The sequence below is a fragment of the Gemmatimonadaceae bacterium genome (assembly GCA_020852815.1).
Classification (GTDB): domain Bacteria; phylum Gemmatimonadota; class Gemmatimonadetes; order Gemmatimonadales; family Gemmatimonadaceae; genus SCN-70-22.
Genome location: JADZAN010000003.1, coordinates 1 through 23979, shown reverse-complemented (window position 1 = coordinate 23979; position 23979 = coordinate 1). Strand labels below are relative to the sequence as shown.

At 70.0% G+C, this 23979-nt stretch carries 16 protein-coding genes; 12 read left to right on the top strand and 4 right to left on the bottom strand.

The window, feature by feature from the left end; all coding sequences use genetic code 11:
* Nucleotides 1-202 precede the first annotated feature (202 nt).
* From rfbB to IT359_03100, 4 genes are all read left to right on the top strand, one after another.
* Nucleotides 203-1288 carry a dTDP-glucose 4,6-dehydratase gene (rfbB, locus tag IT359_03115; GenBank protein MCC6927962.1) on the top strand — a complete coding sequence of 362 codons (1086 nt, stop codon included), beginning with the start codon at nucleotides 203-205 and terminating at the stop codon, nucleotides 1286-1288.
* Nucleotides 1285-2424 carry a DegT/DnrJ/EryC1/StrS family aminotransferase gene (locus tag IT359_03110; protein MCC6927961.1) on the top strand — a complete coding sequence of 380 codons (1140 nt, stop codon included), beginning with the start codon at nucleotides 1285-1287 and terminating at the stop codon, nucleotides 2422-2424. Before rfbB ends, IT359_03110 begins: the two co-directional genes overlap by 4 nt.
* Nucleotides 2425-2439: 15 nt before the next feature.
* The gene (locus tag IT359_03105; protein MCC6927960.1) at nucleotides 2440-2661 is read left to right on the top strand and encodes a hypothetical protein; all 222 of its coding nucleotides are present in this window, start codon (nucleotides 2440-2442) and stop codon (nucleotides 2659-2661) included.
* Between the two features lie 99 nt (nucleotides 2662-2760).
* On the top strand, nucleotides 2761-4596 hold the full coding sequence (locus tag IT359_03100) for a glycosyltransferase family 61 protein (GenBank protein ID MCC6927959.1): 1836 nt from the start codon (nucleotides 2761-2763) through the stop codon (nucleotides 4594-4596).
* Between the two features lie 37 nt (nucleotides 4597-4633).
* Here the strand turns inward: IT359_03100 and IT359_03095 are convergent, their stop codons facing one another.
* Nucleotides 4634-5059 (bottom strand): hypothetical protein, encoded by a 426-nt coding sequence (locus IT359_03095; GenBank protein MCC6927958.1) that lies wholly within the window; start codon nucleotides 5057-5059, stop codon nucleotides 4634-4636.
* 85 nt (nucleotides 5060-5144) lie between these two features.
* Nucleotides 5145-5804, bottom strand: a complete 660-nt coding sequence (locus IT359_03090; GenBank protein MCC6927957.1) for a TetR/AcrR family transcriptional regulator — start codon at nucleotides 5802-5804, stop codon at nucleotides 5145-5147.
* A 185-nt stretch (nucleotides 5805-5989) separates the two neighbouring features.
* Between IT359_03090 and IT359_03085 the strand changes: the two genes are divergently transcribed.
* From IT359_03085 to IT359_03075, 3 genes are all read left to right on the top strand, one after another.
* Nucleotides 5990-7456, top strand: coding sequence for a TolC family protein (locus IT359_03085; GenBank protein MCC6927956.1), 1467 nt, complete (start codon nucleotides 5990-5992; stop codon nucleotides 7454-7456).
* A 113-nt stretch (nucleotides 7457-7569) separates the two neighbouring features.
* The gene (locus IT359_03080; protein MCC6927955.1) at nucleotides 7570-8706 is read left to right on the top strand and encodes an efflux RND transporter periplasmic adaptor subunit; all 1137 of its coding nucleotides are present in this window, start codon (nucleotides 7570-7572) and stop codon (nucleotides 8704-8706) included.
* Complete coding sequence (locus IT359_03075; GenBank protein ID MCC6927954.1) at nucleotides 8703-11831, top strand: efflux RND transporter permease subunit; 3129 nt, start codon at nucleotides 8703-8705, stop codon at nucleotides 11829-11831. Before IT359_03080 ends, IT359_03075 begins: the two co-directional genes overlap by 4 nt.
* A gap of 3 nt (nucleotides 11832-11834) precedes the next feature.
* On the opposite strand, the gene IT359_03070 is transcribed toward IT359_03075, so the two are convergent.
* A complete protein-coding gene (locus tag IT359_03070; GenBank protein ID MCC6927953.1) occupies nucleotides 11835-13697 on the bottom strand; it encodes an EAL domain-containing protein in 1863 nt (620 codons plus the stop codon).
* Between the two features lie 293 nt (nucleotides 13698-13990).
* On the opposite strand from IT359_03070, the gene IT359_03065 reads away from it, so the two are divergent.
* The 3 genes from IT359_03065 to IT359_03055 all read left to right on the top strand — a co-directional run bounded on the left by IT359_03065 (nucleotide 13991) and on the right by IT359_03055 (nucleotide 19437).
* On the top strand, nucleotides 13991-14869 hold the full coding sequence (locus IT359_03065; GenBank protein MCC6927952.1) for a M55 family metallopeptidase: 879 nt from the start codon (nucleotides 13991-13993) through the stop codon (nucleotides 14867-14869).
* A 41-nt stretch (nucleotides 14870-14910) separates the two neighbouring features.
* A complete protein-coding gene (gene solA / locus IT359_03060; GenBank protein MCC6927951.1) occupies nucleotides 14911-16056 on the top strand; it encodes an N-methyl-L-tryptophan oxidase in 1146 nt (381 codons plus the stop codon).
* Nucleotides 16057-16221: 165 nt separating this feature from the next.
* Nucleotides 16222-19437 (top strand): hypothetical protein, encoded by a 3216-nt coding sequence (locus IT359_03055; GenBank protein MCC6927950.1) that lies wholly within the window; start codon nucleotides 16222-16224, stop codon nucleotides 19435-19437.
* A gap of 116 nt (nucleotides 19438-19553) precedes the next feature.
* Here IT359_03055 and IT359_03050 read toward each other — a convergent pair whose 3' ends face one another.
* Complete coding sequence (locus tag IT359_03050) at nucleotides 19554-21998, bottom strand: EAL domain-containing protein (GenBank protein MCC6927949.1); 2445 nt, start codon at nucleotides 21996-21998, stop codon at nucleotides 19554-19556.
* Between the two features lie 222 nt (nucleotides 21999-22220).
* Between IT359_03050 and IT359_03045 the strand changes: the two genes are divergently transcribed.
* Both IT359_03045 and IT359_03040 read left to right on the top strand, forming a co-directional pair.
* On the top strand, nucleotides 22221-23492 hold the full coding sequence (locus tag IT359_03045) for a dicarboxylate/amino acid:cation symporter (GenBank protein ID MCC6927948.1): 1272 nt from the start codon (nucleotides 22221-22223) through the stop codon (nucleotides 23490-23492).
* A gap of 132 nt (nucleotides 23493-23624) precedes the next feature.
* A partial coding sequence (locus tag IT359_03040; GenBank protein ID MCC6927947.1) for a hypothetical protein occupies nucleotides 23625-23979 on the top strand: 355 nt, incomplete at its 3' end.

Here is a 23979-nt window from a genome sequence, read left to right as displayed (position 1 = left end):
AGAGGCACACTACACGGCCACGGCAGGACACTCGGTCCACGCCTAACAACCAACGACCCAAGCACTTAGCGCACACGGAGCTGCTGCAGGGCCCGGCATCCCGCCCCTTGGCCCCCGGATTGCCTTTTCCGCGTCGTTGCGACCTCCGCACAGGCGGTCGGCGACTGACAATCATCAGGGGCACTTCGTGCGCGACGCACCCATTCTCGTCACCGGCGGGGCAGGCTTCATCGGATCGGCGCTCGTGCGCCATCTGGTGCTGGAGCGTGGGCTCCCGGTGGTCACGGTCGATGCGCTGACCCACGCGGGGCACATTCCTTCGTTGGGTGAGGCCGCGACCTCACCGTTGCACGCGTTCGAGCGTGCCGACGTCGCGAATGCCGCGCAGGTCGAGGCGGTGCTGCGCCGGCACCGGCCGCGCGCGATCATGCACCTGGCGGCGGAGTCGCACGTCGATTGCTCGATCAATGGCCCGGCGGCCCTCGTGCACAACAACGTGGTGGGAACCTTCACGCTGCTGGAACAGGCCACGCGCTACTGGAATGCGTCGCCGCCGGAGCGACGCAGCGCCTTCCGCTTCCTGCACGTCTCGACCGATGAGGTGTTCGGCGCGCTGGACGACACGGGGAGCTTCTCGCTCGAGTCGCCCTGCCGTCCCAGTTCGCCCTATGCCGCATCCAAGTCGGCGAGCGTTCACTTCGCGCGCGCCTGGCATCACACTTACGACCTCCCGGTCATCGTCACCAACTGTTCCAACCAGTATGGCCCCTACCAATCTCAGGGGAAGCTGGTTCCGGTGGCGGTGCGCAAGGCGTTGGCGCTCGAAGCGATTCCCGTCTATGAAAGCGGGCGCCAGGGGCGGGACTGGCTGCACGTCGACGATCACGCCCGCGGCCTGGTGGCGGCGCTCGAGCGCGGACGCGTGGGGCGCACGTACGTCTTTGGCGGGGGGGCGGAGCGGACCAACCAGGAGGTCGTGAGCGCCATCTGCGACGCGGTGGACGCGCTTGCACCTGCCGGCGCGCCCCGCCGCTCGCTCATCACGCACGTCACCGATCGACCGGGACACGACTCCCGCTACGCCATCGATCCGTCGCACACGTCGGCGGAACTTGGCTGGTCGGCGCGGCGCAGTTTCGAGGAGGGATTGCGCGAGACGGTGGCGTGGTACGTAGCCAACGAGCGCTGGGCCACGCAGGTGCTGGGCGAGGGGTGCGACAGCCGGCGCCTGGGTCCCGGAATGCATCCGGGCGTTGGAGTCGGGGTTGGCGTGGGGGCGGCCGCATGACGGACGCGCGTCCGGCATCGCCTAACGTCCCCTTCTACGACCTGGGGCGCCTGCACGCGTCGATCCGCGGGGAGCTGGACCAGGCACTCGCGCGCGTCCTCGACCGCGGGACGTTTGTCCTGGGCGAGGAGGTGGAGCGGTTCGAGGCGGAGTTTGCCCGTGTGACCGGGACACGTCACTGCGTGACCGTCGGCAACGGGCTCGACGCCATCACGCTCGCCCTGCGCGCGCTGGGGATCGGGCCCGGCGACGAGGTGATCGTCCCCGGCTGGGCCTTCATTGCCACCTGGCTCGCCGGGACGGCGGTAGGTGCCAGGGTGGTGCCGGTCGACGTCGACGCCACGGCGTACACGATCGACCCGGGTGCCGTGCGCGCCGCCATCACTGGGCGCACGCGGGCCATCCTCCCCGTGCACCTGTACGGGCACCCGGCGCCGATGGCGGCGCTGCGGGCGCTGGCCACCCGCTTTCGCCTCGCCCTCGTCGAGGACGCGGCCCATGCACACGGTGCAGCGATCGGGGGCCGCCCCGTCGGCTCGTTCGGCGACGCCGCCGCGTGGTCGTTCTACCCGGGCAGGAACCTCGGTGCGTTAGGCGATGGCGGCGCGATCACGACGAACGATGCGCAACTCGCCGCGCGTGTGCGCTCGCTTCGCAACTACGGGAGCGCCATGAAGTACGTCCACGACGAACTGGGGGTGCACTCGCGCCTGGACGCGCTGCAGGCGGCGGTGTTGCGCACCAAGCTCCCGCACCTCCCCATCTGGAACGCGGCGCGCCGCTCCATCGTGCAGCGCTATCGCGCTGCCTTCGACGGGACGGAGCTGATCCTTCCGGTCGCCGCCGACAACATCACGCACGCCTGGCACCTCTTCGTGGTGCGGTGCGATGCGCGTGACGGCGTGCGCGATGCCCTCGCCCGCTGCGGGATCGAGTGCCTGGTCCACTACCCCATCCCCCCGCACCGGCAGCTCGCCTGGGCGGGGACATCGCTCGAGCGCCTCGAGCTCCCGGTCACCGAGCGGCTCAGCGAGACGGTGCTCAGCCTCCCCCTCTCCCCCACCATGACAGCGTCGGACGTCGACCGCGTGATCGACGGGGTGCTGTCAGTCGTTGGACACTACGCGCATGCCTGAACACGAGGTCGCCCCGTGACGACGATCATCTACGGCGGTTCGCTCTCGGCCCTCGTGGCCGCAGACCAACTGGTGGCAGCGGGCCACTCCGTTCCCCTCGTGACGCCCACGCCTCGGCTGGGCGACGTGCGGTCGTACATGCAGGGGCTCAAGGCGGCGCGCCTCGTGGCCGAATCCAGCGTCTGCGTGCACCCGCCCGCCAACAGCGCCGATGTGACGTCGGCCTTCGCTGCCTGACGAGACGCCATCCATGGACCTGCCCCCCGCCTCCCTCGAGCCTTGCCCGGCAACCCCCGCCACGACAGGTTCGACGACACTTCCAGCCGCGCGCTCCGCATGACTGCCGCCACCCGCTATCCGACGCCGCAGAGTGCCCCCGTTGCCCCCGCCGACGCCCTCGTGGCACACGCCGAGGCGCTGAAGGGCGCCAACCGACTGCCCGAGGCCGAGGCAGCGCTGCGCGATGCGATCACGATCGCCCCCGACAACCTCGCGGCGTACCGGGCGCTCGCCCTCCTCCAGGCAAACGACTACCGCGACCTCGAGGCCTTCGCCACCTGCGCCACGATGCTCTCGCGCGCCGGTCGCCCCGACGCGGAGACGATGCGCCTGGCGGCGGAGCTCCTTCTCTTCCTGCACATCCGCCACGCCACGCTCGTCGCGCGCCAGGCGGAACCGGTACGCCTCGACTTCCGGGCCATCGGCGTTCCCGATGTCGCGCCGATGGTGCTGGCGCCGGAGTTCCTCAAGCGCTCACAGGCCCTCGCGCAGGCGGCGGCCGCGCTGGCCCCGCACGACGCCATCGCGCTGGCAACGCTCGCCGAGTGCGAGTTGCGCGCCGGCTTCGAGACGGCGGCGCGCACCAACGCCGAGCGCGCTGTCGCCTGCGAGGGGACCGCGGGGACGCTGCTGATGCGAGCACTGGCCACCTTTGCCGACCATCACGAGGAGCGCGCCCTCGAGCTGCTCCGCCAGCCGCAACTGACGGAGCTCGTCCCGGCGCTCGGCGCCGGGCGACAGGGAGTGTACCGGGTGGATGGCGCCCTGGCACCGTCCACCGTTGCGGCCGACGGCGCGCGACGCGACTGGCGAATCCCCTATCGGGTGCACCACGAGGGGCGCGAGTACGACCGCTCGGTGACCGTGCGCACGGGGAGCTCGGAGGTGCGCGTGCTGCGCCAGGCGCGCGTGGTGGGCGACCTGTTCTTCGCCATCGATCGCCACGACCGGGCATATATCCACGGGGTGGTCGACGAACCCGACGTGCAGTTCGGGATCCCCCGCTGCCACGACATCCCGACCGTCCTCTCGCACGGGCGCAACTGCGTCCTGTGGTCCAGCACCGATCAACGCATCCTCCTGCACTCGCCGACAGCCGAGCGAGTGCGCGGGGGGCGCGCCGTGCTCCTGGCGACCAACTTCGCCGCCAACTACTACCACTGGATTGCCGACTGCCTGGGGCGCCTTGCCGCGGCTCCCGAGCTGCTGACCGATCCCGACGTGCGCTTCGTCATCCCTGCCCCGTTGCAGCCGTTCCAGGTCGAGACGCTCGGCTGGCTCGGCGTCTCGCTCGATCGCGTGGTGCAGGTGGCGCCGGACGAGGTGGCGGAGTTCGACGAACTCACGCTCATCCAGCACCGCAAGGATGGCGGCTGCACCGACGCGTCCACCTGGCAATGGCTGCGGGGGCACCTCACGCTCCCGGCGCTGGGCGACGCGCCGACGCCGACGCGCCGGCTCTACGTGCGGCGCAGTTCGGCGGCCGCGATGCGCCGCCTGGCGAACGAGGCGGAGGTGGAGGGCGTCTGCCGCGAGTACGGTTTCGAGAGCGTCGAGACCGGGCGCATGACGGTGGTCGAGCAGCGCGACCTGTTCTCGCAGGCAGCCGTGGTGGTGGCCCCCGTGGGCGCCTCGCTCACCAACCTCGTCTTTGCCCCGTCAGGTGCACGCACCATCCAGTTCGGGCAGCGCGGCTACATCGTCCCCTGCTACAACGCACTGGCCGACGCGCTGGAACATTCCGTGCGCTATGTGCTGGGCACGGAGCAGCAGTCGCGCTTCGTGTACCCGCACTGGGACTACAGCGTCGATACGGTCACGCTGCGACAGGCGCTCGACGCCGAGCTGTCCCAGGCGGCGCGCCCGCCGGCCGCCCCGGCCGACTGCAGCTGACGGCGCCCGCGCGAACGCCGCGCGGGCGCCGCGTCGTTCACACGATGTCGGTGTCGGCCTGCCCCGTGAGGCGGCGCGAGAAGTGCGACCACGACATCCCGACGCCCAGCACGATCGACACCGCGATGAGCACGACGTGCGCAATGCCGCGGCTGCTCGAGGCGCTCACGACATTCTTCTCGATGAGGAGCCAGATCACGCCGCCGGCGATCGCGGTCACGAGGAGTGCCCCCGCCCACCCGATCGAGCGCCGCGTGGCCTGCAGGAAGACCACCCACCCGGCGACGAGCAGCGCTCCTGCCAGGAACTGCATCGCCCCGAACGAGGAAAAGTCGCGGAAGGCCGGGGCAATCGCCCAGTGATAGAACGAGACGCCTTCCGGATTGTAGGTGGCGAAGACGAGGACCGCCGCCGCGACGACGCGTAGCGCGACGCCGCCCCAGGACACCGAGTCGTTGGCCATGCAGATGTGTGGGTAAGGGGTGGTTGTCGTACGACGGCGAAGCTAGCCCCTGCCGACGCCCGACACCAGCACGGCGACGACCGCGCTACCCCCCGCGCGTGCCGTACGCACGGTCGAGCGGCTCGAAGTAGCGCACCAGCATGTCGCGCAACTCCCGCAGCATGCTGTCACGCTCGGCGGGCGAGAGGTCCTGCACACGCTCGCACGCCTCGCCCACGGCGATCACCGAGAGGCGCGTGGCCGCCAGCCGCTGCTCGGCCCCCATGCGTGGCAGCCGCAACTCGAGGAAACGCTTCACCTGGTCGATGATCGCCTCGTCCAGCTGCGACTTGACCGTGCATTCCCCAAACTTGCGGTGCATCACCGCCTCCACGATCCCGAAGGCCGGCGTCTCCTCGATGAAGCGGGCGTGCGTGGAGATGATCCGGTCAAAGAGCTCGGGGAGCTCGGCGTGCAGCGCGTCGGGCGACATGGCGGTCGCGTTGCGATCGCGAATCCGTTCCGCGAAGCGACGCGCGACCGCCAGCACGATGGCGTCCCTGTCGCGGAAGAAATGATAGAGCGACCCCATCGACGCGCCGGCACGCTCGGCGATCGCGTTGGTCGTGGCAGCGTCGACCCCCACCTCGGCAAAGACCGACTCGGCAGCGTCGAGGATCTGCTCCACCCGGCGGTGGCCGCGGTCCTGCTGCGGCGCCCGTACCGGTGCCGCCTCGTCGGTGGGTTCGGTCGCTGGTTTCGACATCGGTCCTCCGTTGGAACTGGATCCTGGTCACGGCGCCCGGCACTCCCTCGACGCGCGCACCCCCCATAATCGGCTCGACGCCGTCTCCTGCGTCGGGCTGTGACGAAATTAGAGATTCAACTCTAGTATTGACAAGTAGAGCACTTCCTCTACTTTCGATGGCAAAGTAGAGGAGTTGCTCCAAAATGTCGTGCTCGCCAGTCGCCCCCGCTCGCCGGCGCGCCCTCGTGGCCGCCGTCGCCTTCATCGTCGCCAGCGCTGCCAGCGCCTCCAGTGTGCCCGGTCAGCCCCCGCCCGGTGTGCCCGCGTCCAGGGCGGAGGGCGCGTCGAGCGATCGTGAGAGCGGTAAGTCGCCGCTCGACGCCCTGGTGGAGAGCGGGCTGCGACAGAACCTGGGGCGACGGCAGCAGGTAATCGCGGTGCAACGCGCCGAGGCCGCCGTGCGCGAGGCGCGCGGCCGCTGGCTCCCCTCGGCGACGTTCAACTCGCGCTATTCGCGGTACAGCGGCAACACCATCAACATGGGGACGCTGATCAACCCGGCGTTCGATGCGCTGAACCAGCTCCTGCAGCGCCCCGCCTTCCCCACCAACATCGATATGTCGCTCCCCATGCGGACGGAGACGACGGTGCGGGTGTCGCAGGCGGTCTTCCAGCCGGCGATCCTTGCGGCGCATCGCGCGCAGTCGGCACTGGCCGACGCCCAGGTGGCGCAACGCGACGTGCAGGCCCGGCAACTGGCCGCCGACATCAAGTCGGGCTACCTCACGTACGCCAAGGTGCGACAGGTGGTGACGCTGTACGACAGCACGCTCCTCCTCCTCGACGAGCAGGTGCGCGTGAGCGAGCGCCTGGTGCAGGCGGGGAAGGCCACGCCCGACATGATCCTGCGCGCGCGCGCCGAGCGGAGCGAGGTGCAGCAGCGGCGCGACGAGTCGGTGCAGCTGGCGGATGCGTCGCGCGAGGCGCTCAACCTCCTCCTCAACCGCCCGCTGTCCGACGAGGTGGCGTTCATTGCCGAGCACGACCTTGGCTTCGACTCGCTGCCGGCACTCGACGGTTTGCGCCGCGCTGCCGCGACTGGCCGCGAGGAGCTGCGACAGGTCGATCATGCGCGGCGCGCGGTGTCGGCGCAGGAGCGGCTGGCCCAGGGGTCGTTCCTTCCCAGCGTCTCGGTGGCGCTCGACTACGGCGTGCAGGGAAAGGAGTATCGCTTCGACCGGTCGCGTGACTTCAGCGCCCTCAGCTTCGTGGTGACCTGGAACCTGTTCAACGGCGGGCAGGACGCGGCGCGCATCGAGCAGGCGGCGCTCGACGCCCGGCGTCTCGCGGTGCAGCGCGAGGAGCTGCAACGGCTCATCGCGCTCGACGTGACGACGGCCTGGCAGTCTGCGGCGGTGGCGCGCAGCGGCGTTCGCACCGCCGAGGACCGTCTGCAGAGCGCGCGCCGGACCTTCGAACTCGTCAGGCGCAAGCAGGAGGAAGGGGCCGCGTCGCAACTCGAGTTCCTCGATGCGCGCACCACGTTCACCACCGCGGCGCTCAACCTCGTCATCACCCGGTACGACTACTACCTGCGCCGCGTGGCGCTGGAACGTGCCGCCGCGAGCTACGACCTCGCGGCGGCCACCAATGCGGCGGGGCGACCGTGAAGCCGGCGCAGTGGACACGCGCCAACGCACACCCGCAGGCGCGCACGCAGGAACCACCGCGCATGACGCAGAACCAATCTCGGCACACCATGCACCCTTCCGCCGGCCCTCACATGCTCGCCCCTCGCGACCCAAGGTCCAGCGCCCCCGCCCAAGCGCGCCCCGCGCGCGCCACTCCCAGCCGCCGGCGCGCGTCACGGGCCCCGGCGTGGCCGCTGCTCTTGCTGCTGGCGGCAGCCTGCGGGCGCGGAAACGCCGCCACCTCCGACACGTCGCCGCGTGCCATCCCGGTCGACGTCGAGCAGGTGCAACGCCAGTCGCTGGCGCCGCCGGTCATCGCCACGGGAACGCTCGGCGGAAAGGAGGAGGTCCCGCTCTCGTTCAGCACCGGTGGCATCATCGCCCGCATCCTGGTGGAGGAAGGGAGGGCGGTGCGCGCCGGCGAGCTCCTGGCCGAGCTGTCGCCTGTCCCGGTGTCGGCGGAGGTCGCCAAGGCCGAGCAGGGGCGCGGCAAGGCAGAGCGCGACCTGGCGCGGGTGCGAGCGCTCCATCGCGACTCGATCGCCACGACCGAGCAGCTGCAAGATGCGACGACCGCGCTGGCCGTCGCCGAGCAGAACCTCAAGGCGGCGCGCTTTGCCCTGGATCACAGCGTGGTGCGCGCCCCGTCCAACGGCGTGGTGCTGCGACGGCTGGCCGAGCCCAACCAGGTGGTGGGGGCCGGGACGGCGGTGCTCATCGTACGCACGGCGCAGCGGGGCGTGGTGCTGCGCGCCGGCCTCCCCGATCGCGATGCCGTGCGCGTGCACCTGGGCGACTCGGCCGTCGTGACCTTCGACGCACTCCCCGGCGAGCGGTATCGCGGGCGCGTCACGCAGCGCGCCTCCGCTGCGTCGAGTTTGACCGGGACGTACGCGGTGGAGCTGGCACTGGAGTCGCGCGCCGAGCCGCTGGCGTCGGGGCTCATCGGGCGCGTCGAGATCCGGACGCGCGGCGAAGGATCGCTTCCAACGCTCCCGCTCGAGGCACTGGTCGAGGCCGACGGCGACTCGGCGGCGGTCTTTGTCGTCGCGCGCGGGAGCGACCGCGGGACGCGACGCGCGGTGCACATCGCCCGCATCGTGGGCGATCGCGTGGCGCTCTCGTCGGGCGTGGAGGCCGGGGAGTGGGTGGTAGTGCGCGGTGCGGCCTATCTGGACGACGAGACGCGCATCGCGGTGCGCAACGGGTGGAGCGGTGACAGGCAATGAACGTCGCCCGCTTCTCCGTCCGGAACCGCCCCTTCATGGTGGTGGTCCTGGTCGCGCTCATCGCGTTAGGCATCTTCTCGCTGCGCACCATCCCGCGCGCCGAGGACCCGACCTTCCCGATGCCGACGTACGTGATCGCCGCCGTCTACCCGGGGGCGAGCCCGGTCGACCTCGAGCAACTGGTGGCCGACCCGATCGAGAAGCGCATCAAGGAGCTCGACCGGCTCAAGGCGATCCGCACGACGATCGAGGACGGGCTGGCGACGGTGGAGGTGGAGTTCGACGCCGAGGTGGATGCCGACGCGAAGTACGAGGAGGTGCTGCGCGAGCTCAACGCGCTGCGCCCCGACCTGCCGGACGACCTGTTGCGCCTGGAGACGCGACAGTTCGACGCCGGGCGCGTCAACATCGTGCAGCTGGCGCTGGTGTCGCCCACCGCCCCGTTTGCCGAGATGGAGCGCGAGGCACGCCGCCTCAAGGACCGCCTGTCCCGCATCGACGGCGTCCGACAGGTGCAAACCTGGGCCATCCCGGCGCGCGAGGTCACGGTCTCGCTCGACCTCGGGCGCATGGCGCAGCTGCGCATCCCGGTGTCGCAGGTGCTGCAGGCCATCCAGAGCGAGGACGCGAACATTCCCGGCGGGAGCGTCGATGCCGGGCAGCGCAAGTTCAACGTGAAGACGAGCGGGAGCTACCAGACGCTCGAGGAGGTGCGGGAGACGGTGGTGGCCGGTGCGGCAGGCGCAACGGTGCGGCTGCAGGACGTGGCCGACGTGCAGTGGCGCTACGCCGAGGCCAAGCACCTGGGGCGATACAACGGTGAGCGCGCCGCGTTCATCACCGCGAACATGAAGAACGCTCGCAACATCTCGCAGGTGCGCGACGAGATCTACGAGGTGCTGGACCGGTTCGAGCGCGACCTCCCCCCCACCATGACGGTGGCGCGCGGCTTTGACCAGTCGCGCAACGTGCAGGCGCGCCTGCAGAAGCTGGGGGGCGACTTCCTGCTGGCGATCCTCCTCGTCCTCGTGACGCTCCTGCCGCTCGGGCTCCGCGCCGCGGGGGTGACGATGATCTCGATCCCGCTCTCGCTCGCCATCGGCATCTCGCTCCTCAAGGCAGCCGGCTACACCATCAACCAGCTGAGCATCGTCGGCTTCGTGATCGCACTGGGGCTCCTGGTCGACGACTCGATCGTGGTGGTGGAGAACATCGCCCGCTTCCTGCGCGAGGGGCACACGCGTACGCGCGCGGCGATCCTCGCCACGCAGCAGATCACGGTGGCGGTGCTGGGGACGACGGCGACGCTCATGTTCGCCTTCCTCCCGCTCCTCATGCTCCCCGGCGCGGTGGGGCAGTTCATCCGCGGGCTCCCGCTCGCCGTCACCTTCACCATCCTCGCCTCGCTCCTCGTCTCGCTCACCATCATCCCGTTCCTCTCGTCGGTGGTGCTCAAGGAGGAGCGCGACGCGCACGGCAACATCTTCCTGCGCGGGCTCAACCGCGTGATAGACGCCACGTACTCGCGCCTGCTGCACCGGGCGCTTGGCAAGCCGCGCACCACGCTGGCCGTGGCGGCGCTGCTCTTCGTCGCGTCGCTCGCCGCCATCCCGGTGGTCGGCTTCTCGCTCTTCCCGGCCGCCGGGACGCCGCAGTTCATGATCACGGTGGAGACGCCGGACGGCTGGTCGCTCGGCGCGACAAACGGTGTCGTGCAGCAAATCGAGAAGGAGCTCCTGCAGCGGCGTGACGTGCGCTCGGTCTTTGCCAACGTGGGGCGCGGCAACCCGCAGGTGTACTACAACGTCCTGCCGGGGGGCGAGCGCCCCAACGTGGGCGCGCTCTTCGTCCTCCTCGATGCCTACGACGGGCGCCACACCCCCGTGATGCTCGACTCGCTGCGCCGCCGCTTCGACCAGATCCCCAACGCGCGCATCCTCGTCAAGGAGTTCGAGAACGGGCCGCCCATCGAGGCACCCATAGCCTTGCGGCTGACGGGCGAGAACCTGGACACGCTGCGCACCCTCGCCGAGCGGCTGGAGAAGGTGATGGCGACCACCGCGGGGACGCGCGACGTGGTGAACCCGCTCCGCGTGAACCGCACCGACCTCAAGCTCGACATCGATCGCGCCAAGGCGGGGCTGCTCGCGATTCCCACCGTGGAGATCGACCGCACGGTGCGCCTCGGCATTGCCGGGCTGCGCGCCGGCTCGTTCCGCGACCACGACGGCGAGGAGTACGACATCACCGTGCGCCTCCCGCGCGGCGAGCACCAGGTGCTCTCGGCGCTCGACCAGGTGCACGTCGCCTCGCTCTCAGGGGCGCAGGTCCCGCTCTCCCAGGTGGCAACGGTCCGCTTCGAATCGTCGCCCCCGCGCATCGTGCACCAGGACGCCGAGCGCGCCGTGACCGTGACCGCGTACACCGAGACCGGCTTCAACACCGACCGCGTTACCAAGGCCGTCCTGGCGCGCATCCCCGACCTCGACCTCCCCAGCGGCTATCGCCTGGTCCCCGCCGGCGAGCTGGAGTCGCGGCAGGAGAGCTTTGGCGGATTGGGCACGGCGATCATCCTCGCCACGTTCGGCATCCTCGCCATCCTCATCCTCGAGTTCCGCACCTTCAAGGGGATGGTGATCGTTGCGTCGGTCATCCCGTTAGGCATCATCGGCGGCATCGGCGCGCTCCTGCTCAGCGGCTACACGCTTTCCTTCACCGCCGTCATCGGCTTCGTGGCGCTCATCGGGATCGAGATCAAGAACTCGATCCTGCTCGTGGACTTCACCAACCAGCTGCGCGAGGAGGGGATGGCGTTGTACCAGGCGATCGAGACCGCGGGAAAGATCCGGTTCCTCCCCATCGTCCTCACCACGTTGACGGCCATCGGCGGGTTGCTCCCGCTGGCGGCGCAGGGCTCGTCGCTCTACTCGCCGCTGGCGCTGGTCATCATTGGCGGGTTGATCAGCTCGACGCTGCTGTCGCGCCTGGTGACGCCGGTGATGTACATGCTCCTGCCGCCCGCGTTAGGCTCGGCGATGGACGCCGACACGGCCGAGCATCGCGCGGTGCCGGCGGTGCTGCCCCCCGGGGTGTCGACGGGCGAGGCGGGAGGTGCGATGACCTAGGCGCTACCAGCGCGGATCGCGCTGCAGGAGTTCTTCCATCTCCGCCAGGGGCATGGGGCGCGAGAAGAAGTAGCCCTGGCCGTAGGGGCACCCCATGCGGCGCAGCATGGCCAACTGGTCGGCCGTGGCGACCCCCTCGGCGATGACCTCGAGGCCGATCGCCCCCACCAGCGAGAGGATCGCCTGCACCACGTGCCGCGGGCGGTCCTCCTGCTCCATCGAGGTCGTGAAGGCACGATCGATCTTGATGGCGTCGAGCGGGAGGCGGTGCAGGTAGCTCAACGACGAGTAGCCCGTCCCGAAGTCGTCGAGGTGGATGCGCACCCCCAGTCCGCGCAGCTCGGCGATGGTCTGCAGCGCGGGGTGTTGCTGGCCAATGATCGCGCTCTCCGTGATTTCCAGCTGCAACTGCCGCGGCGCCAGCCCGGTCTCTTCGAGGATCGCCGAGACCGCGCGCACCAGGTCGAGCTGCGCGAACTCGCGCACCGAGAGGTTCACCGACAGGCGCAACCCCTCGGCGGTGGGAATGCGCGACTGCAGCGCCGTGACGGCGGCGCAGGCTTCGCGCAGTGCCCACCGCCCCAGCGGGACGATCGCCCCCGTCTCTTCCGCCACGGGGATGAACTCGGCCGGCGGGATGAGCCCGCGCTCGGCGTGCTTCCAGCGCACCAGCGCCTCCACCCCATGCACCCGCCCGTCCGCCAGCGAGACGATGGGCTGGTAGTGCAGCAGGAACTCCTGTCGCTCGACGGCGCGCCGCAGGTCGGTCTCCAGCTGCAACCGCGACAGCGCCTCGGCGTGCATCGCGCGGTCAAACAACTCGAAGCGGGCGCGCCCCTGGTGCTTGGCCCGGTACATCGCCATGTCGGCGCTGCGCAGGAGGTACTCCGGGCGCTCGCTGGCCGAACTCGACAGAACGATGCCGATGCTCGCCGAGGTGATCCATTCGTAGCCGCCGATGTTCATCGGCGCCTTGAGCGCCTGCTGTACGCGATCGGCCACCAGCGCGGTGTCGCGTGCATCGGTCACGCGCTCGAGGAGGATGGCGAACTCGTCGCCCCCCAGGCGCGCCACGATGTCGCCGCCGCGCACGCACTCCTCCAGGCGGCGCGCCACCGTCACCAGCACCTCGTCGCCCACCTGGTGACCCATGCTGTCGTTCACCAGCTTGAAGTCGTCGAGGTCGAGGAAGAGGACGGCGAAAAGCCCATCGCCGGTGCGCCGCGCGCGCAGCGAGGCGTCCGTCAGGCGCTTCATGAACAGCGCCCGGTTGGGCAGCCCGGTGAGCCCGTCGTGCAGCGAGTCGTGGCGCAGTTGCTGCTCGCGCATGTCGCGCTCGGCCAGCGCATGCCGCAGCTGCAACTCCGTCGACGCCGTCTCCGCCAGCTCGGACAGGAGGCGTAGCTGCTCCTGGCACCAGGTGCGCGCCTCGTCGCTCATCGCCACCAGCGTGCCCAGCACCGTCCCGTCGGGGCGCGTGAGCGCTGCCAGCGCGAGGCTCCGGATCTGCATCTCGCTCGCCGCCAGGCGCATCGACTTGTCGGCGCCCGGGGCGCTGGCATCGTCGAGCGAGAGGACGCCGCCGTTGTCGAGCGCGCGCGTGACGAGCCCGGTGCGCACCAGGACCCCCGAGTCGTGCGAGACCCAGGGGCGGGCGAATCCGCCGGCGCGAAAGGTCCGGCGGTCGGCCCCCAGCAGGGCGAGCGTGGCAGCGGGAACGCCCAGCACCGTCACCGCCAGCCGCGCCACCCGTTCCATGGATGCGGCCAAGGTCCCGCTGAGCAGCGTGCGCTCGGCGGTGCTCGCCGGTGACGAGAACGGGGGATCGGTGGGGAGAAGAGACGCCGCCACGAAGTGAGGACGCATGCCGATTGTTGGGAGTCACTCACGCCGGGCCGTCCTCTGGCGCGCCACGGCGATTCGGTGAGATGTCTCTTAGTCTCGGCGGATCGCGTCTCATTCTCGTCCGCGGATGGGGGGCGGGGGGCGATTCGGGGGGCGCCCAGAGCCCTAGCGTGTCGCCGCCCGGGGGCGTATCACTGGCGGACCTGCCACGCACCGCGAGAGCGCTCCGCCTTCCCCCCACCGCCCCGACGCCAATGCCCCGCCCTCCCCGCCCCGCCCGTCCCTCGCACCCTCGGTCGAGCGCCGTTCGACGCGTGGCGCTCGCCCTGCTCCTCCTCGCCATCGCCGCACCGGCCACCCTCCACGGGCAGCAGGCGCCGAAGAAGAAGGTCTACATCTCGGTCGACCTGGAGGGGATCACCGGCGTGGTGGCCAGCACGCAGACGTCGCCGTCGGGGCAGAACTACGAGTGGGCGCGCCGGCAGATGATCGCCGAGACGAATGCGGCCATCGAGGGGGCGTTTGCGGGGGGGGCGACCGAGGTGCTGGTGAACGACTCGCACGGGCCGCAGACCAACCTGCGCCCCGATGAGATCGACCGGCGCGCGACGATGATCACCGGCCAGCCCAAGCCGTTAGGCATGACGCAGGGGCTCGACTCGACCTTCGACGCCGCCGTGTACATCGGCTATCACGCGCCCGGGTCGACCGCCAACGCGGTGCATGGGCACACCTTCTCCGGGGCGCTCAAGGTCGTGCGGCTGAACGGCAAGGAGATTGGCGAGTACGGTCTCAACGCGATGATTGCCGGCTACTGGGGCGTTCCGGTGGTCTTCATCTCCGGCGACAAGGCGGCGGTGGAGATGGCGCAGGACTTCATCCCGGGCGTGGACGGACTGGCGGTGAAGGAAGGGATCGGATACTTCGCCGCGCGGACGATGAACCCGCTCGACGCGCGTGACCGCATCCGCGACGGCGTGCGCGCCGCGTTGATGAAGCGCATTGCGCGGCAGCCCGTGAGGCTCGCCTCGCCCATCACGCTGGAGATCGAGCTGGACGAGCTGTCGCACGCCGACCAGGTGGCGCTGGTGCCGGGAATCCGGCGCAGCGGGCGTACCGTCAGCTACACCTCGCCCGATCCGCTGACGATCTACAAGGTGGCGCGCGTGGCGATGTCGCTTTCGCGCGACTGATCGCCAGCCGCATCCATCACGCCAGGGAGCGCGGGACGCCAATGTCGTACGACGTGATCGTGCTGGGCGCGGGGGCGATGGGGAGCGCGACCGCGTTGCACCTGGCGCGGCGGGGCGCGCGCGTCCTGGTGCTGGAGCAGTTCGGGATCGGGCACGACCAGGGGTCGTCGCACGGCTATACGCGCATCATCCGCCTCGCCTACTTCGAGCATCCGTCGTATGTCCCGCTGCTGGCGAGGGCGTACGAGTTGTGGGAGGAGCTGGAGCGCGAGAGCGGTCGCGCGCTGCTGCACATCACCGGTTCGCTCGACGCCGGCACGCGTGAGTCGCGCACCTTCAGCGGTTCGCTGGAGTCTTGCCGCCTGCACGCGCTCCCGCACGAGGTGCTCACGTCGGCCGACATCGCACAGCGCTTTCCCGGCTATCGCCTCCCAAACGACGTGATGGCGGTCTTCCAGCCACGCGGCGGCTTCCTGGTGCCGGAGGCGTGCATCGAGGCGCATGTGGCAGGGGCGCGGGCACGCGGCGCGGTGGTGCACACGGATGAACGCGTCCTCTCGTGGGAGGCGCGCGACGATGGTGTGGTCGTGCGCACCACGCATGGCCGTCATGCCGCGGCGCGCCTGGTTGTCGCTGCCGGTGCCTGGAGTGGCGCGCTGGTCCCTGCGCTGCACGACCTCCTGGTCCCCGAGCGACAGGTGCTGGGGTGGTTCGAGGTGGGCGATCGCGACCTGTTCGCCCCTTCCCGCTTCCCGGTCTTCAACCTCGACCTCGGGGGCGAGCACTGGTACGGCTTTCCGGAGTTTGGGGTCCCGGGGTTCAAGCTGGGGTGCTATCACCACCTGCGCGAGGTGGCCGACCCGGATCGCATGGATCGCGGCGCCGTCTCGTCGCGTGACGTGGCACTCCTGCGCGCCCTCGTGGAGCGATGCTTCCCCGCGGTGAGCGCCGAAGTGCTCCTCACGAGGACGTGCCTGTTCACCAACACTCCCGACGAGCATTTCATCCTCGACCGCCTCCCCGACGCGCCGCAGGTGACCGTTGCCCATGCCTGCTCCGGGCACGGCTTCAAGTTCAGCAGCGTGATCGGCGAGATTGCGGCCGACCTTGCACTCGACGGCGCCACCGCGCACGACATCGCGCTGCACCGGCTGTCGCGTTTCCCGACGCATCCCGTCACGCTGTGAGCCTGGCGAGGCGCGAGGGCACGCCCAGCCTCGGTCGCGCCGCTGGGGCAAGCGCCACGCGAGAGCGCCGCGAGCGCCCCAATGACGTCGCCCACGCGACAGCGGCGCGCTGGCCCCGTGCGTAGCACGAGCAACCACTTTCACCTCTCCCGGAGTAGCACGACGATGCGAAGACCAACCTTTCGCGCGGCGCTGCTGGCGTCGTGCGCGACGCTGGCCGCCATTCCCGCGCCGCGCGCGCTGGCTCAACGCACGCGCGCGGCCGCGCCCGCCCTCGCGGCGCCGGCGTCGCCCGCGTACGACAGCGCGCGCTTCGCCTCGCTGCGCTTTCGACAGCTTGGCCCCTTTCGCGGCGGGCGATCGACCGCGGTGACCGGGATCGCCGAGGAACCGCACACCTTCTACATGGGAAGCACGGGCGGCGGCGTGTGGCGCAGCGACGACGCGGGGAACTCGTGGAAGAACATCTCCGACGGCTTCTTTGGCGGGAGTATCGGCGCGATCGACATCGCCGACAGCGACCCGAACGTGATCTACGTCGGCACTGGCTCGGCCGACGTGCGCGGCAATTCGTCACAAGGGCGCGGGATGTGGAAGTCGGTCGACGCCGGCGCCACGTGGCAGTTCATCGGCCTTCCCGAGTCGGGGGCGATTCGTCGCGTCGTGGTGCATCCGACCAACCCCGATCTCGTCTACGTCACCGCCTTCGGCCACATGTTCGGCCGCAATCGCGAGCGCGGCGTCTATCGCTCCAGGGACGGCGGGAAGCATTGGGAGCAGGTGCTCTTTGTCAACGACTCCACGGGGGCGAGCGACCTCGCCATGAACGTGAAGAACCCGCGCGTCCTGTACGCCGGGATGTGGCGCGGGGAGCGCAAGCCCTGGACGATGATCTCGGGGGGGCTGGAGGGAGGCGTCTACAAGAGCGTGGACGGTGGTGACACGTGGACCAAGCTGGCGGGCGGCCTTCCCTCGGGGCTCGTGGGCAAGGTGGGCGTCACGGTCTCGCCGGCCAACCCCGACCGCGTCTGGGCGCTGGTGGAGGCCGAGCCTAACGGCGGGCTCTATCGCTCCGACGATGCGGGGAAGTCGTGGACGCGGGTGAACAAGGACAACAACCTGCGGCAGCGCGCCTGGTACTACACGCGCGTCGAGGCCGATCCGCGCGACGAGAACACCGTGTACGCGCTCAACACGTCGATCTACCGCTCGATCGATGGCGGGACGACGTTCACCCCCATCGACGTCCCGCACGGCGACACGCATGACCTCTGGATCAACCCGCGCGACAACCGCCTGATGATCATCGGCGACGACGGCGGCGCGCAGGTGACGCTCAATCGCGGGCGCTCCTGGTCGACGATGAACAACCAGGCCACGGCCGAGCTGTATGACGTCGCGGTGGACAACGGCTTCCCCTATCGCGTCTACTCCGCGCAGCAGGACAACACGACGATCTCGGTCACGTCGTGGTACGGCCCCAACGTCTTGCACCCGACGGCAGAGTGGCGGTATGCCGCCGGGTGCGAGACCGGGCCGGTGGCGCTGCACCCCGACCGTCCCGACGTGCTGTGGGGCGGGTGCTATGGCGGGGCGATCAACCGCCTCGACGTGACCACCGACGACCGGCGCAACGTGGTCCTCTATCCGCAGCTGCAACTGGGACAGGCGGCGAAGGACCTGCGGTACCGCTTCCAGTGGGTGGCCCCGATCCTCGTCTCGCGGCACGACCCGAACGTCGTGTACCACGGCTCGCAGTACGTGCACCGCACGCGCGACGGCGGGATGACGTGGGAAACCATCTCGCCCGACCTGACGACCAACACGCCCGCGCACCAGGAGGCGTCGGGCGGCCCGATCAACCATGACGTGACCGGGGTCGAGATCTACAACACCCTCTTCTCCCTCAGCGAGGACGCCCGCGATGCCAGGACGCTGTGGGCGGGGAGCGACGACGGGCGCGTGCACATCACGCGCGACGGCGGCGCCTCGTGGCAGGAGGTGACGCCGCCGGGGATGCCGAAGTTCGGCACCGTGGAGAACATCGACCTCTCGGCGCACCGCGATGGCCGGGCGTACATCGGCGTGCAGCGCTACCGCATGGACGACTTCACCCCCTACATCTTCAGAACCGACGACTACGGCCGGACGTGGACGCGCGTGGCCGACGGCACCAACGGCATTCCGGCCACCTCGCCGGTGCGTGCCGTGCGCGAGGACCCCGTGAAGGACGGCGTGGTGTACGCCGGGACCGAGCACGGGCTCTTCGTCTCGTTCGACGGCGGGAAGCGCTGGCAATCGTTGCAGCTGAACCTCCCGGTGACCCCGGTGGCCGACCTCAAGGTGCACCAGAACGACCTGGTAGTGGCCACGCAGGGGCGCTCGCTCTGGCTCCTCGACGACCTTACGCCGCTCCACCAGCAGGCCGACATCGCCGCGGGGGCCACGATGCACCTGTACACGCCGCGCGACGCCTATCGCGTGCAGGTGGGGGGCGGCGGCGCCGGCGGCGTGGAGAACTCCCCCGACCCCAAGCCCGACGGGGCCATGCTCCACGCCTGGTTTGCCAGCGCGCCGGACAGCGCCACCGCGCTGGAGGTGGTCGACGCGCGCGGCCAGGTGGTACGCCGCTTCACGACCGACACCGCCCGCGCCCGCTCGTTAGGGCAGGCCGCGCTCAAGGCCACCGCGGGGGCGCAGCGCATCACCTGGGACGCGACCTGGCCGGGGCCGCGCCTCCTCAAGGGGCAGGTCATCTGGGGATACACGGGCGGGGTCAAGGCGCCCCCCGGGACATACAGCGTGCGCCTCACGTCGGCAGGCGCAACGCAGTCGCGCACCTTCCGCCTCCTGGCCGACCCGCGCCTGCCCCGCGTGACCGCCGCCGACTATGACGAGCAGTTCCGCGTGTCCATTGCCGTGCGCGACTCGATCAACGCGGTGAGCGCGGCCATGGAGACCATTCGCGCCGTGCGCGAGCAGGCGACACGCGCCGTGGAACAGGCCGGGCGCATCAACCGGTCCAGCGAGGTGAAGCCCGCCGCCGATGCCCTGGAAGCTTCGTTAGGCGGCATCGAGGTCCGGCTCAACCAGGTCAAGAGCGAGAGTGGGCAGGACCCGATCCGCCACCCCGGGCAGATCGACAACCAGCTCATCGAACTCTACACCAACGTGGCCGGCGACGACTCGTACATCTACGGCGGCCCCAAGGGACGCCCCACCAAGGGGGCGCTGGAACGGGTGAACGACCTCACGAAGGAGTGGGCGCCGCTCTCCGCTCGGCTGCGCACCGTGCTGGACAAGGACGTCCCCGCGTTCAACGAGCTGCTGCGGAAGCTTGGCCTGGGCGCGATCGTCCTCCCGCCGAAGACGGTGATGTGAGGCGACGCCTCGACGTTGCAGCGGACGTCAGGTATCGAACGACCGTCGGGCGGCTCCGCGAAGGGCCGCCCGACGTGCATGGTGCATGCATCCTGCGTGGTCACGGGGTGCGAGCGTCAGAGCGCCTCATCGCGATCGTCCGCAGGCGCGCCGCGCCCCTCGTCAACGCCCCCATCCGGCGACTCGCGCACCCCGGCCACGCTGAGCACGATGGGCTCCTCGCCCGCCAGCTCCAACACGCCGCGCGCCAGCAGGTCGTCCACGTCGCCTGGCGCCAGCGGCCGGCTGAACAGGTAGCCCTGCCCGTAGTCGCACCCCAGGTCGCGCAGGCGCGCGTGCTGGCGCGCGTGCTCCACCCCCTCGGCGATGGTCCGCAGGGTGAGAAGGTCGCCGAGTGCGATGATCGTCCGCGCCAGGGCATCGTCGTGCGAGCCGCGCATCAGGCCATCGGTGAACGATCGGTCGATCTTGAGGATGTCCACCGGGAACTGCTGCAGGTACGAGAGCGACGAGTAGCCGGTGCCGAAGTCGTCGATTGCCAGGCGCACGCCGATCGCCTTGAGCTCGTGCAGCCGTTCGAGCGTCGCCTCCGTGCGGTGCATGAGCGCGTTCTCGGTGATCTCGAGGACGAGCTGCGACGGCGGGAGCCCCGCCGCATCCAGCGCCGCCTGCACGTCCGTGAGGAGCCCCGGGGATTGCAACTGGCGGACCGACAGGTTCACCGTCACCGAGAACGCGTGACCCTCCGGGCGCCGTGCGTTCCACTGCGCGGTGCGACGGCAGGCCTCGCGCAGCACCCAGTTGCCGATGGGGACGATCAACCCCGTCTCCTCAGCCACCGCGATGAAGGCGTTAGGCGGGACCAGCCCCTTGGTGGGATGGTTCCAGCGCAGCAGCGCCTCGATCCCCAGCACCTCGTGCGACTCGAGCGCCACGATCGGCTGGTACGCGACCCAGAACTCCCCTTCCTCCAGGGCACGGCGCAGGTCGCTCTCCAGGCTCACGCGGTCCACGAGGGCGGCGTGCATCGAGGCGTCGAAGAAGACGTAGCCGCCGCGGCTCCCGCTCTTGGCCGCGTACATCGCCACATCGGCGTTGCGCAGCAGCTCCTCCACGCCGTCCTTCGGCGCCGCGCGCGCAATCCCGATGCTCGCCCCCACGCGCACCGTCGCCCCAGCCGACAGCTGCACGGACAGGCTCAGCGCGTTGGTGATGCGGTCGGCGACGATCACCGCGTCGTCGTCGCTCCGCACGTGCTCCAGCAGCACCGCGAACTCGTCCCCGCCAAGGCGCGCCACGGTGTCGCAGCCGCGCGTGGCATTCAGCAGGCGCGCCGCCACGGTGGCCAGCAGGTCGTCCCCCGCCGCATGGCCCAGCGTGTCGTTGATCCCCTTGAAGTTGTCGAGGTCGAGGAACATCACCGCCACGCCCTCGTTGTCGCGCGAGGCCCGCGATAGCGCATGGTGCACGCGGTCGCGGAAGAGGCCGCGGTTGGCCAGCCCCGTCAGCTGGTCGTAGAACGCCTGCCGCAGCAGCTCCTTCTCCAGCGACTTGCGGTGCGTCACGTCCTGCACCACGGCAATGAGGCGCGTGTCGCTGGCATCGTGCGAGCCGGTCAGCGTCAGGCTCCCCCACGCCACGTCGCCCTCTACACGTTGGTAGCGTGTCTCGGCCGACACCGTGAGGCGCCGCCGCTCCGAGACGTCCTCCTCCATCTGCGCCACCTGCTCCGCATCGTCGGAGGCACAGAAGCCGTGCAGCGGCTCCCCCTTGAGTTCCTCCGCGTTGCGCCCCAGGAACTCCGCCAGCGCCTCGTTGGCCTCGACGATCGTCCCCCCAGTCCCCAGGATCGCGACCCCAACGCCCGATTGCTCGAAGACGGCGCGGAATCGCGCGTCCGCGTGGCGCCGCGCTGCTATGCCCTGCTTGAGCGTCCGCTGGATCCACCCGGTCGCATACATCGACACCACGCCGGCAACCGTCAGCATCACCACCTTCGACGCCTCATCCAGCAGCGACGTCCCGGCGGTCACCGATGACTGCAGCGGATCGCCGAGCATGGCCAATCGCCCCGTGCTGACGAGGAAGGCGACCAGCGCCGAGTATTGCAGCGCCGACAACACCCCCGCGAGCACGGCACGGTTAGGCGAGCCCGTGAAGGGGCGCGTGGCCAGCACCACGAAGTACATGCTGAAGACCGGCGACTTGACGGCCAGGTTCGCGTCGCCGAAGACGCCGTAGCCCAGCAACAGCAGCGTCGTCGCCGTGATGTCGAGGACCAGGTTGGCCAGGAAGAGCGCGTCGCTCGCCCGGCCGCTGCGGTGCGCGAACAGGTGCTGGCCAATGGCCCACGCCAGCATTGGCGCAAGGACGCAGACGTTGACCAGCGTCAGCCCGGTGGAGAGGTAGGGCGCGTAGAAGGTCGCGGCGATCGCCAGGACGCCGAGCACGGCGATGCGAACACCGTTGACCAGCCGCTCCGCCTCGGCGAATCCCTGGGCGAGGACGGTGCTGGTCTCGGCGTCGAACGTCTGTTGGTATGCGGGGACGCGATCGCTCATGCGGCCGGGCTCGGACGGAGGCGGGTGCCGCGGTGCACCTGCCTGCGCGCAAGAGATGTATCTGCGCGTACATAGAAGACGTCCGGCCCCGGAGTGCGTCACGCATCGTGACCGGCGGCGCGTGAGCGTGTTCTCCTAGCGCCCCCCCTCCCCGTGCGGTAGCCTCATGCGCTCGCTGGGACCCCTGCCGTCCTCCATTCCCCCGCCCCTCGCACCGCGCCCGTGCCCCGCCTCTGGAACAACCTTACCGTTCGCGTCCTGACCGCCGTCGCCCTCGGAGTCGTGGTCGGGATTCTCTGGCCGGACGTGGGCAAGTCGCTCAAGCCGCTGGGCGACACCTTCGTGAACCTCGTCCGGATGGTGATTGCGCCCATCATCTTCCTCACCATCGTGGCCGGGATCGCGACGATTGGTGACTTGCGACACGTGGGGCGCGTGGGCGGGAAGGCGTTTCTCTACTTCGAGGTCGTCACCACCTTCGCGCTGGCCATCGGGCTCCTCGTGGTGAACCTGACGAAGCCGGGGGCCGGACTCGACGCCTCGTCGATGGCCAAGGGCGACATCTCGCGGTACGCGCAGGCGGGGGAGCAGATGACGTTCGTCGACTTCCTCGTGCACATCGTCCCCTCGAGCGTGGTCGACGCCTTTGCCAAGGGAGAGATCCTGCAGGTCGTCTTCTTCGCCGTGTTGTTTGGTGTGGCGCTCACGCTGTCGGGGGAGATCGGTCGCAACATCACCGACGGCTGCGAGCGTTTGGCGCAGGTCTTCTTCAAGCTCGTCGGCATCATCATGCACGTGGCGCCGCTGGGGGCCTTTGGGGCGATGGCCTTCACCGTCGGCTCGTTCGGCCTCAAGACGCTCCTCCCGCTGGGGCGCCTGATGCTCGACGTGTACCTGACGATGTTCCTCTTCGTCTTCGTCGTCCTCAACGTCATCTGCCGCCTGTACGGCTTCTCGCTGTGGGAGTTCATCAAGTACATCAAGGAGGAGATTCTCCTGGTGCTGGGGACGTCATCGAGCGAGGCCGCACTCCCCCGCATGCTGGAGAAGCTCGAGCGCTACGGCTGCGACAAGTCGGTGGTGCGCCTGGTGATCCCGACCGGCTACTCGTTCAACCTCGACGGGACGTCGATCTACTTGTCGATGGCGCTGATCTTCATCGCCCAGGTGTTCCGCGTCGATCTCACGATTGGGCAGCAGGTGGGGATTCTCCTCATCCTCATGCTCACGTCGAAGGGAGCGGCCGGCGTGACGGGCTCGGGGTTCATCGTGCTGGCGTCCACGCTCTCGGCCATGCGGGTGGTGCCGTTGGAAGGGCTGGCGCTGCTGCTGGGGGTGGACCGGTTCATGTCCGAGGCGCGCGCCATCACGAATCTCATCGGGAACGGGGTGGCGACGCTGGTCATCTCGCGCAGCGAGAAGGCATTCGACGATGCCAAACGAGCGGAAGCGCTGGAGCGGCAGCATCTGGAGCGCTTGGGGTTGGCGGCGTGAGCGGGTGACATGCGGATCTGCGGGATACCCGACAAGTATCCAGCACACCTCCTGTAGGTAACGCCGCCGCGCGGGTCAGCTCGTGATTGGGCAACCACCTTCCGCACCGTCGCCGAGGCCGATGACGACCCGGTGCCGTCGCCACTGACCAAGTGGCCGTCGTTCAAGCGCACCAGCCGGGAGTACAAGCGCGGGCAGCGGACGTCGACCAGCACGATGTCGAGCACGGCGGTGCTGCAGCAGCGCCAGGCCACCGCGTACACCTTCAAGGACGACGCCCCCGAGGACACCGCCAGCACCCGGCGCTATCGCGGGATCTCGGTGCACTACTTCTCCAGCGGGGCCTACAGCAGCACGGCGGCGGTCAACGCCTACGAGACCGTGAGCGCCTGGTCGTTCCCCGCGCTCGACAGCACGATCGTGTACGACACCACCGGGGCCAACGGGGTGGCGACCGTGCGGGCCTCCGCCTACGCGAACCCCCGCC

What these genes read in the sequence shown, in the direction of transcription:
- IT359_03110 (MCC6927961.1), top strand. Translation starts at nt 1,285, where the DNA reads ATGACGGACGCGCGTCCGGCATCGCCTAACGTCCCCTTCTACGACCTG.
- IT359_03085 (MCC6927956.1), top strand. Translation starts at nt 5,990, where the DNA reads ATGTCGTGCTCGCCAGTCGCCCCCGCTCGCCGGCGCGCCCTCGTGGCC.
- IT359_03070 (MCC6927953.1), bottom strand. Translation starts at nt 13,697, where the DNA reads ATGCGTCCTCACTTCGTGGCGGCGTCTCTTCTCCCCACCGATCCCCCG.
- IT359_03075 (MCC6927954.1), top strand. Translation starts at nt 8,703, where the DNA reads ATGAACGTCGCCCGCTTCTCCGTCCGGAACCGCCCCTTCATGGTGGTG.
- IT359_03090 (MCC6927957.1), bottom strand. Translation starts at nt 5,804, where the DNA reads ATGTCGAAACCAGCGACCGAACCCACCGACGAGGCGGCACCGGTACGG.
- IT359_03050 (MCC6927949.1), bottom strand. Translation starts at nt 21,998, where the DNA reads ATGAGCGATCGCGTCCCCGCATACCAACAGACGTTCGACGCCGAGACC.
- IT359_03100 (MCC6927959.1), top strand. Translation starts at nt 2,761, where the DNA reads ATGACTGCCGCCACCCGCTATCCGACGCCGCAGAGTGCCCCCGTTGCC.
- IT359_03095 (MCC6927958.1), bottom strand. Translation starts at nt 5,059, where the DNA reads ATGGCCAACGACTCGGTGTCCTGGGGCGGCGTCGCGCTACGCGTCGTC.
- IT359_03055 (MCC6927950.1), top strand. Translation starts at nt 16,222, where the DNA reads ATGCGAAGACCAACCTTTCGCGCGGCGCTGCTGGCGTCGTGCGCGACG.
- IT359_03080 (MCC6927955.1), top strand. Translation starts at nt 7,570, where the DNA reads ATGCTCGCCCCTCGCGACCCAAGGTCCAGCGCCCCCGCCCAAGCGCGC.
- solA (MCC6927951.1), top strand. Translation starts at nt 14,911, where the DNA reads ATGTCGTACGACGTGATCGTGCTGGGCGCGGGGGCGATGGGGAGCGCG.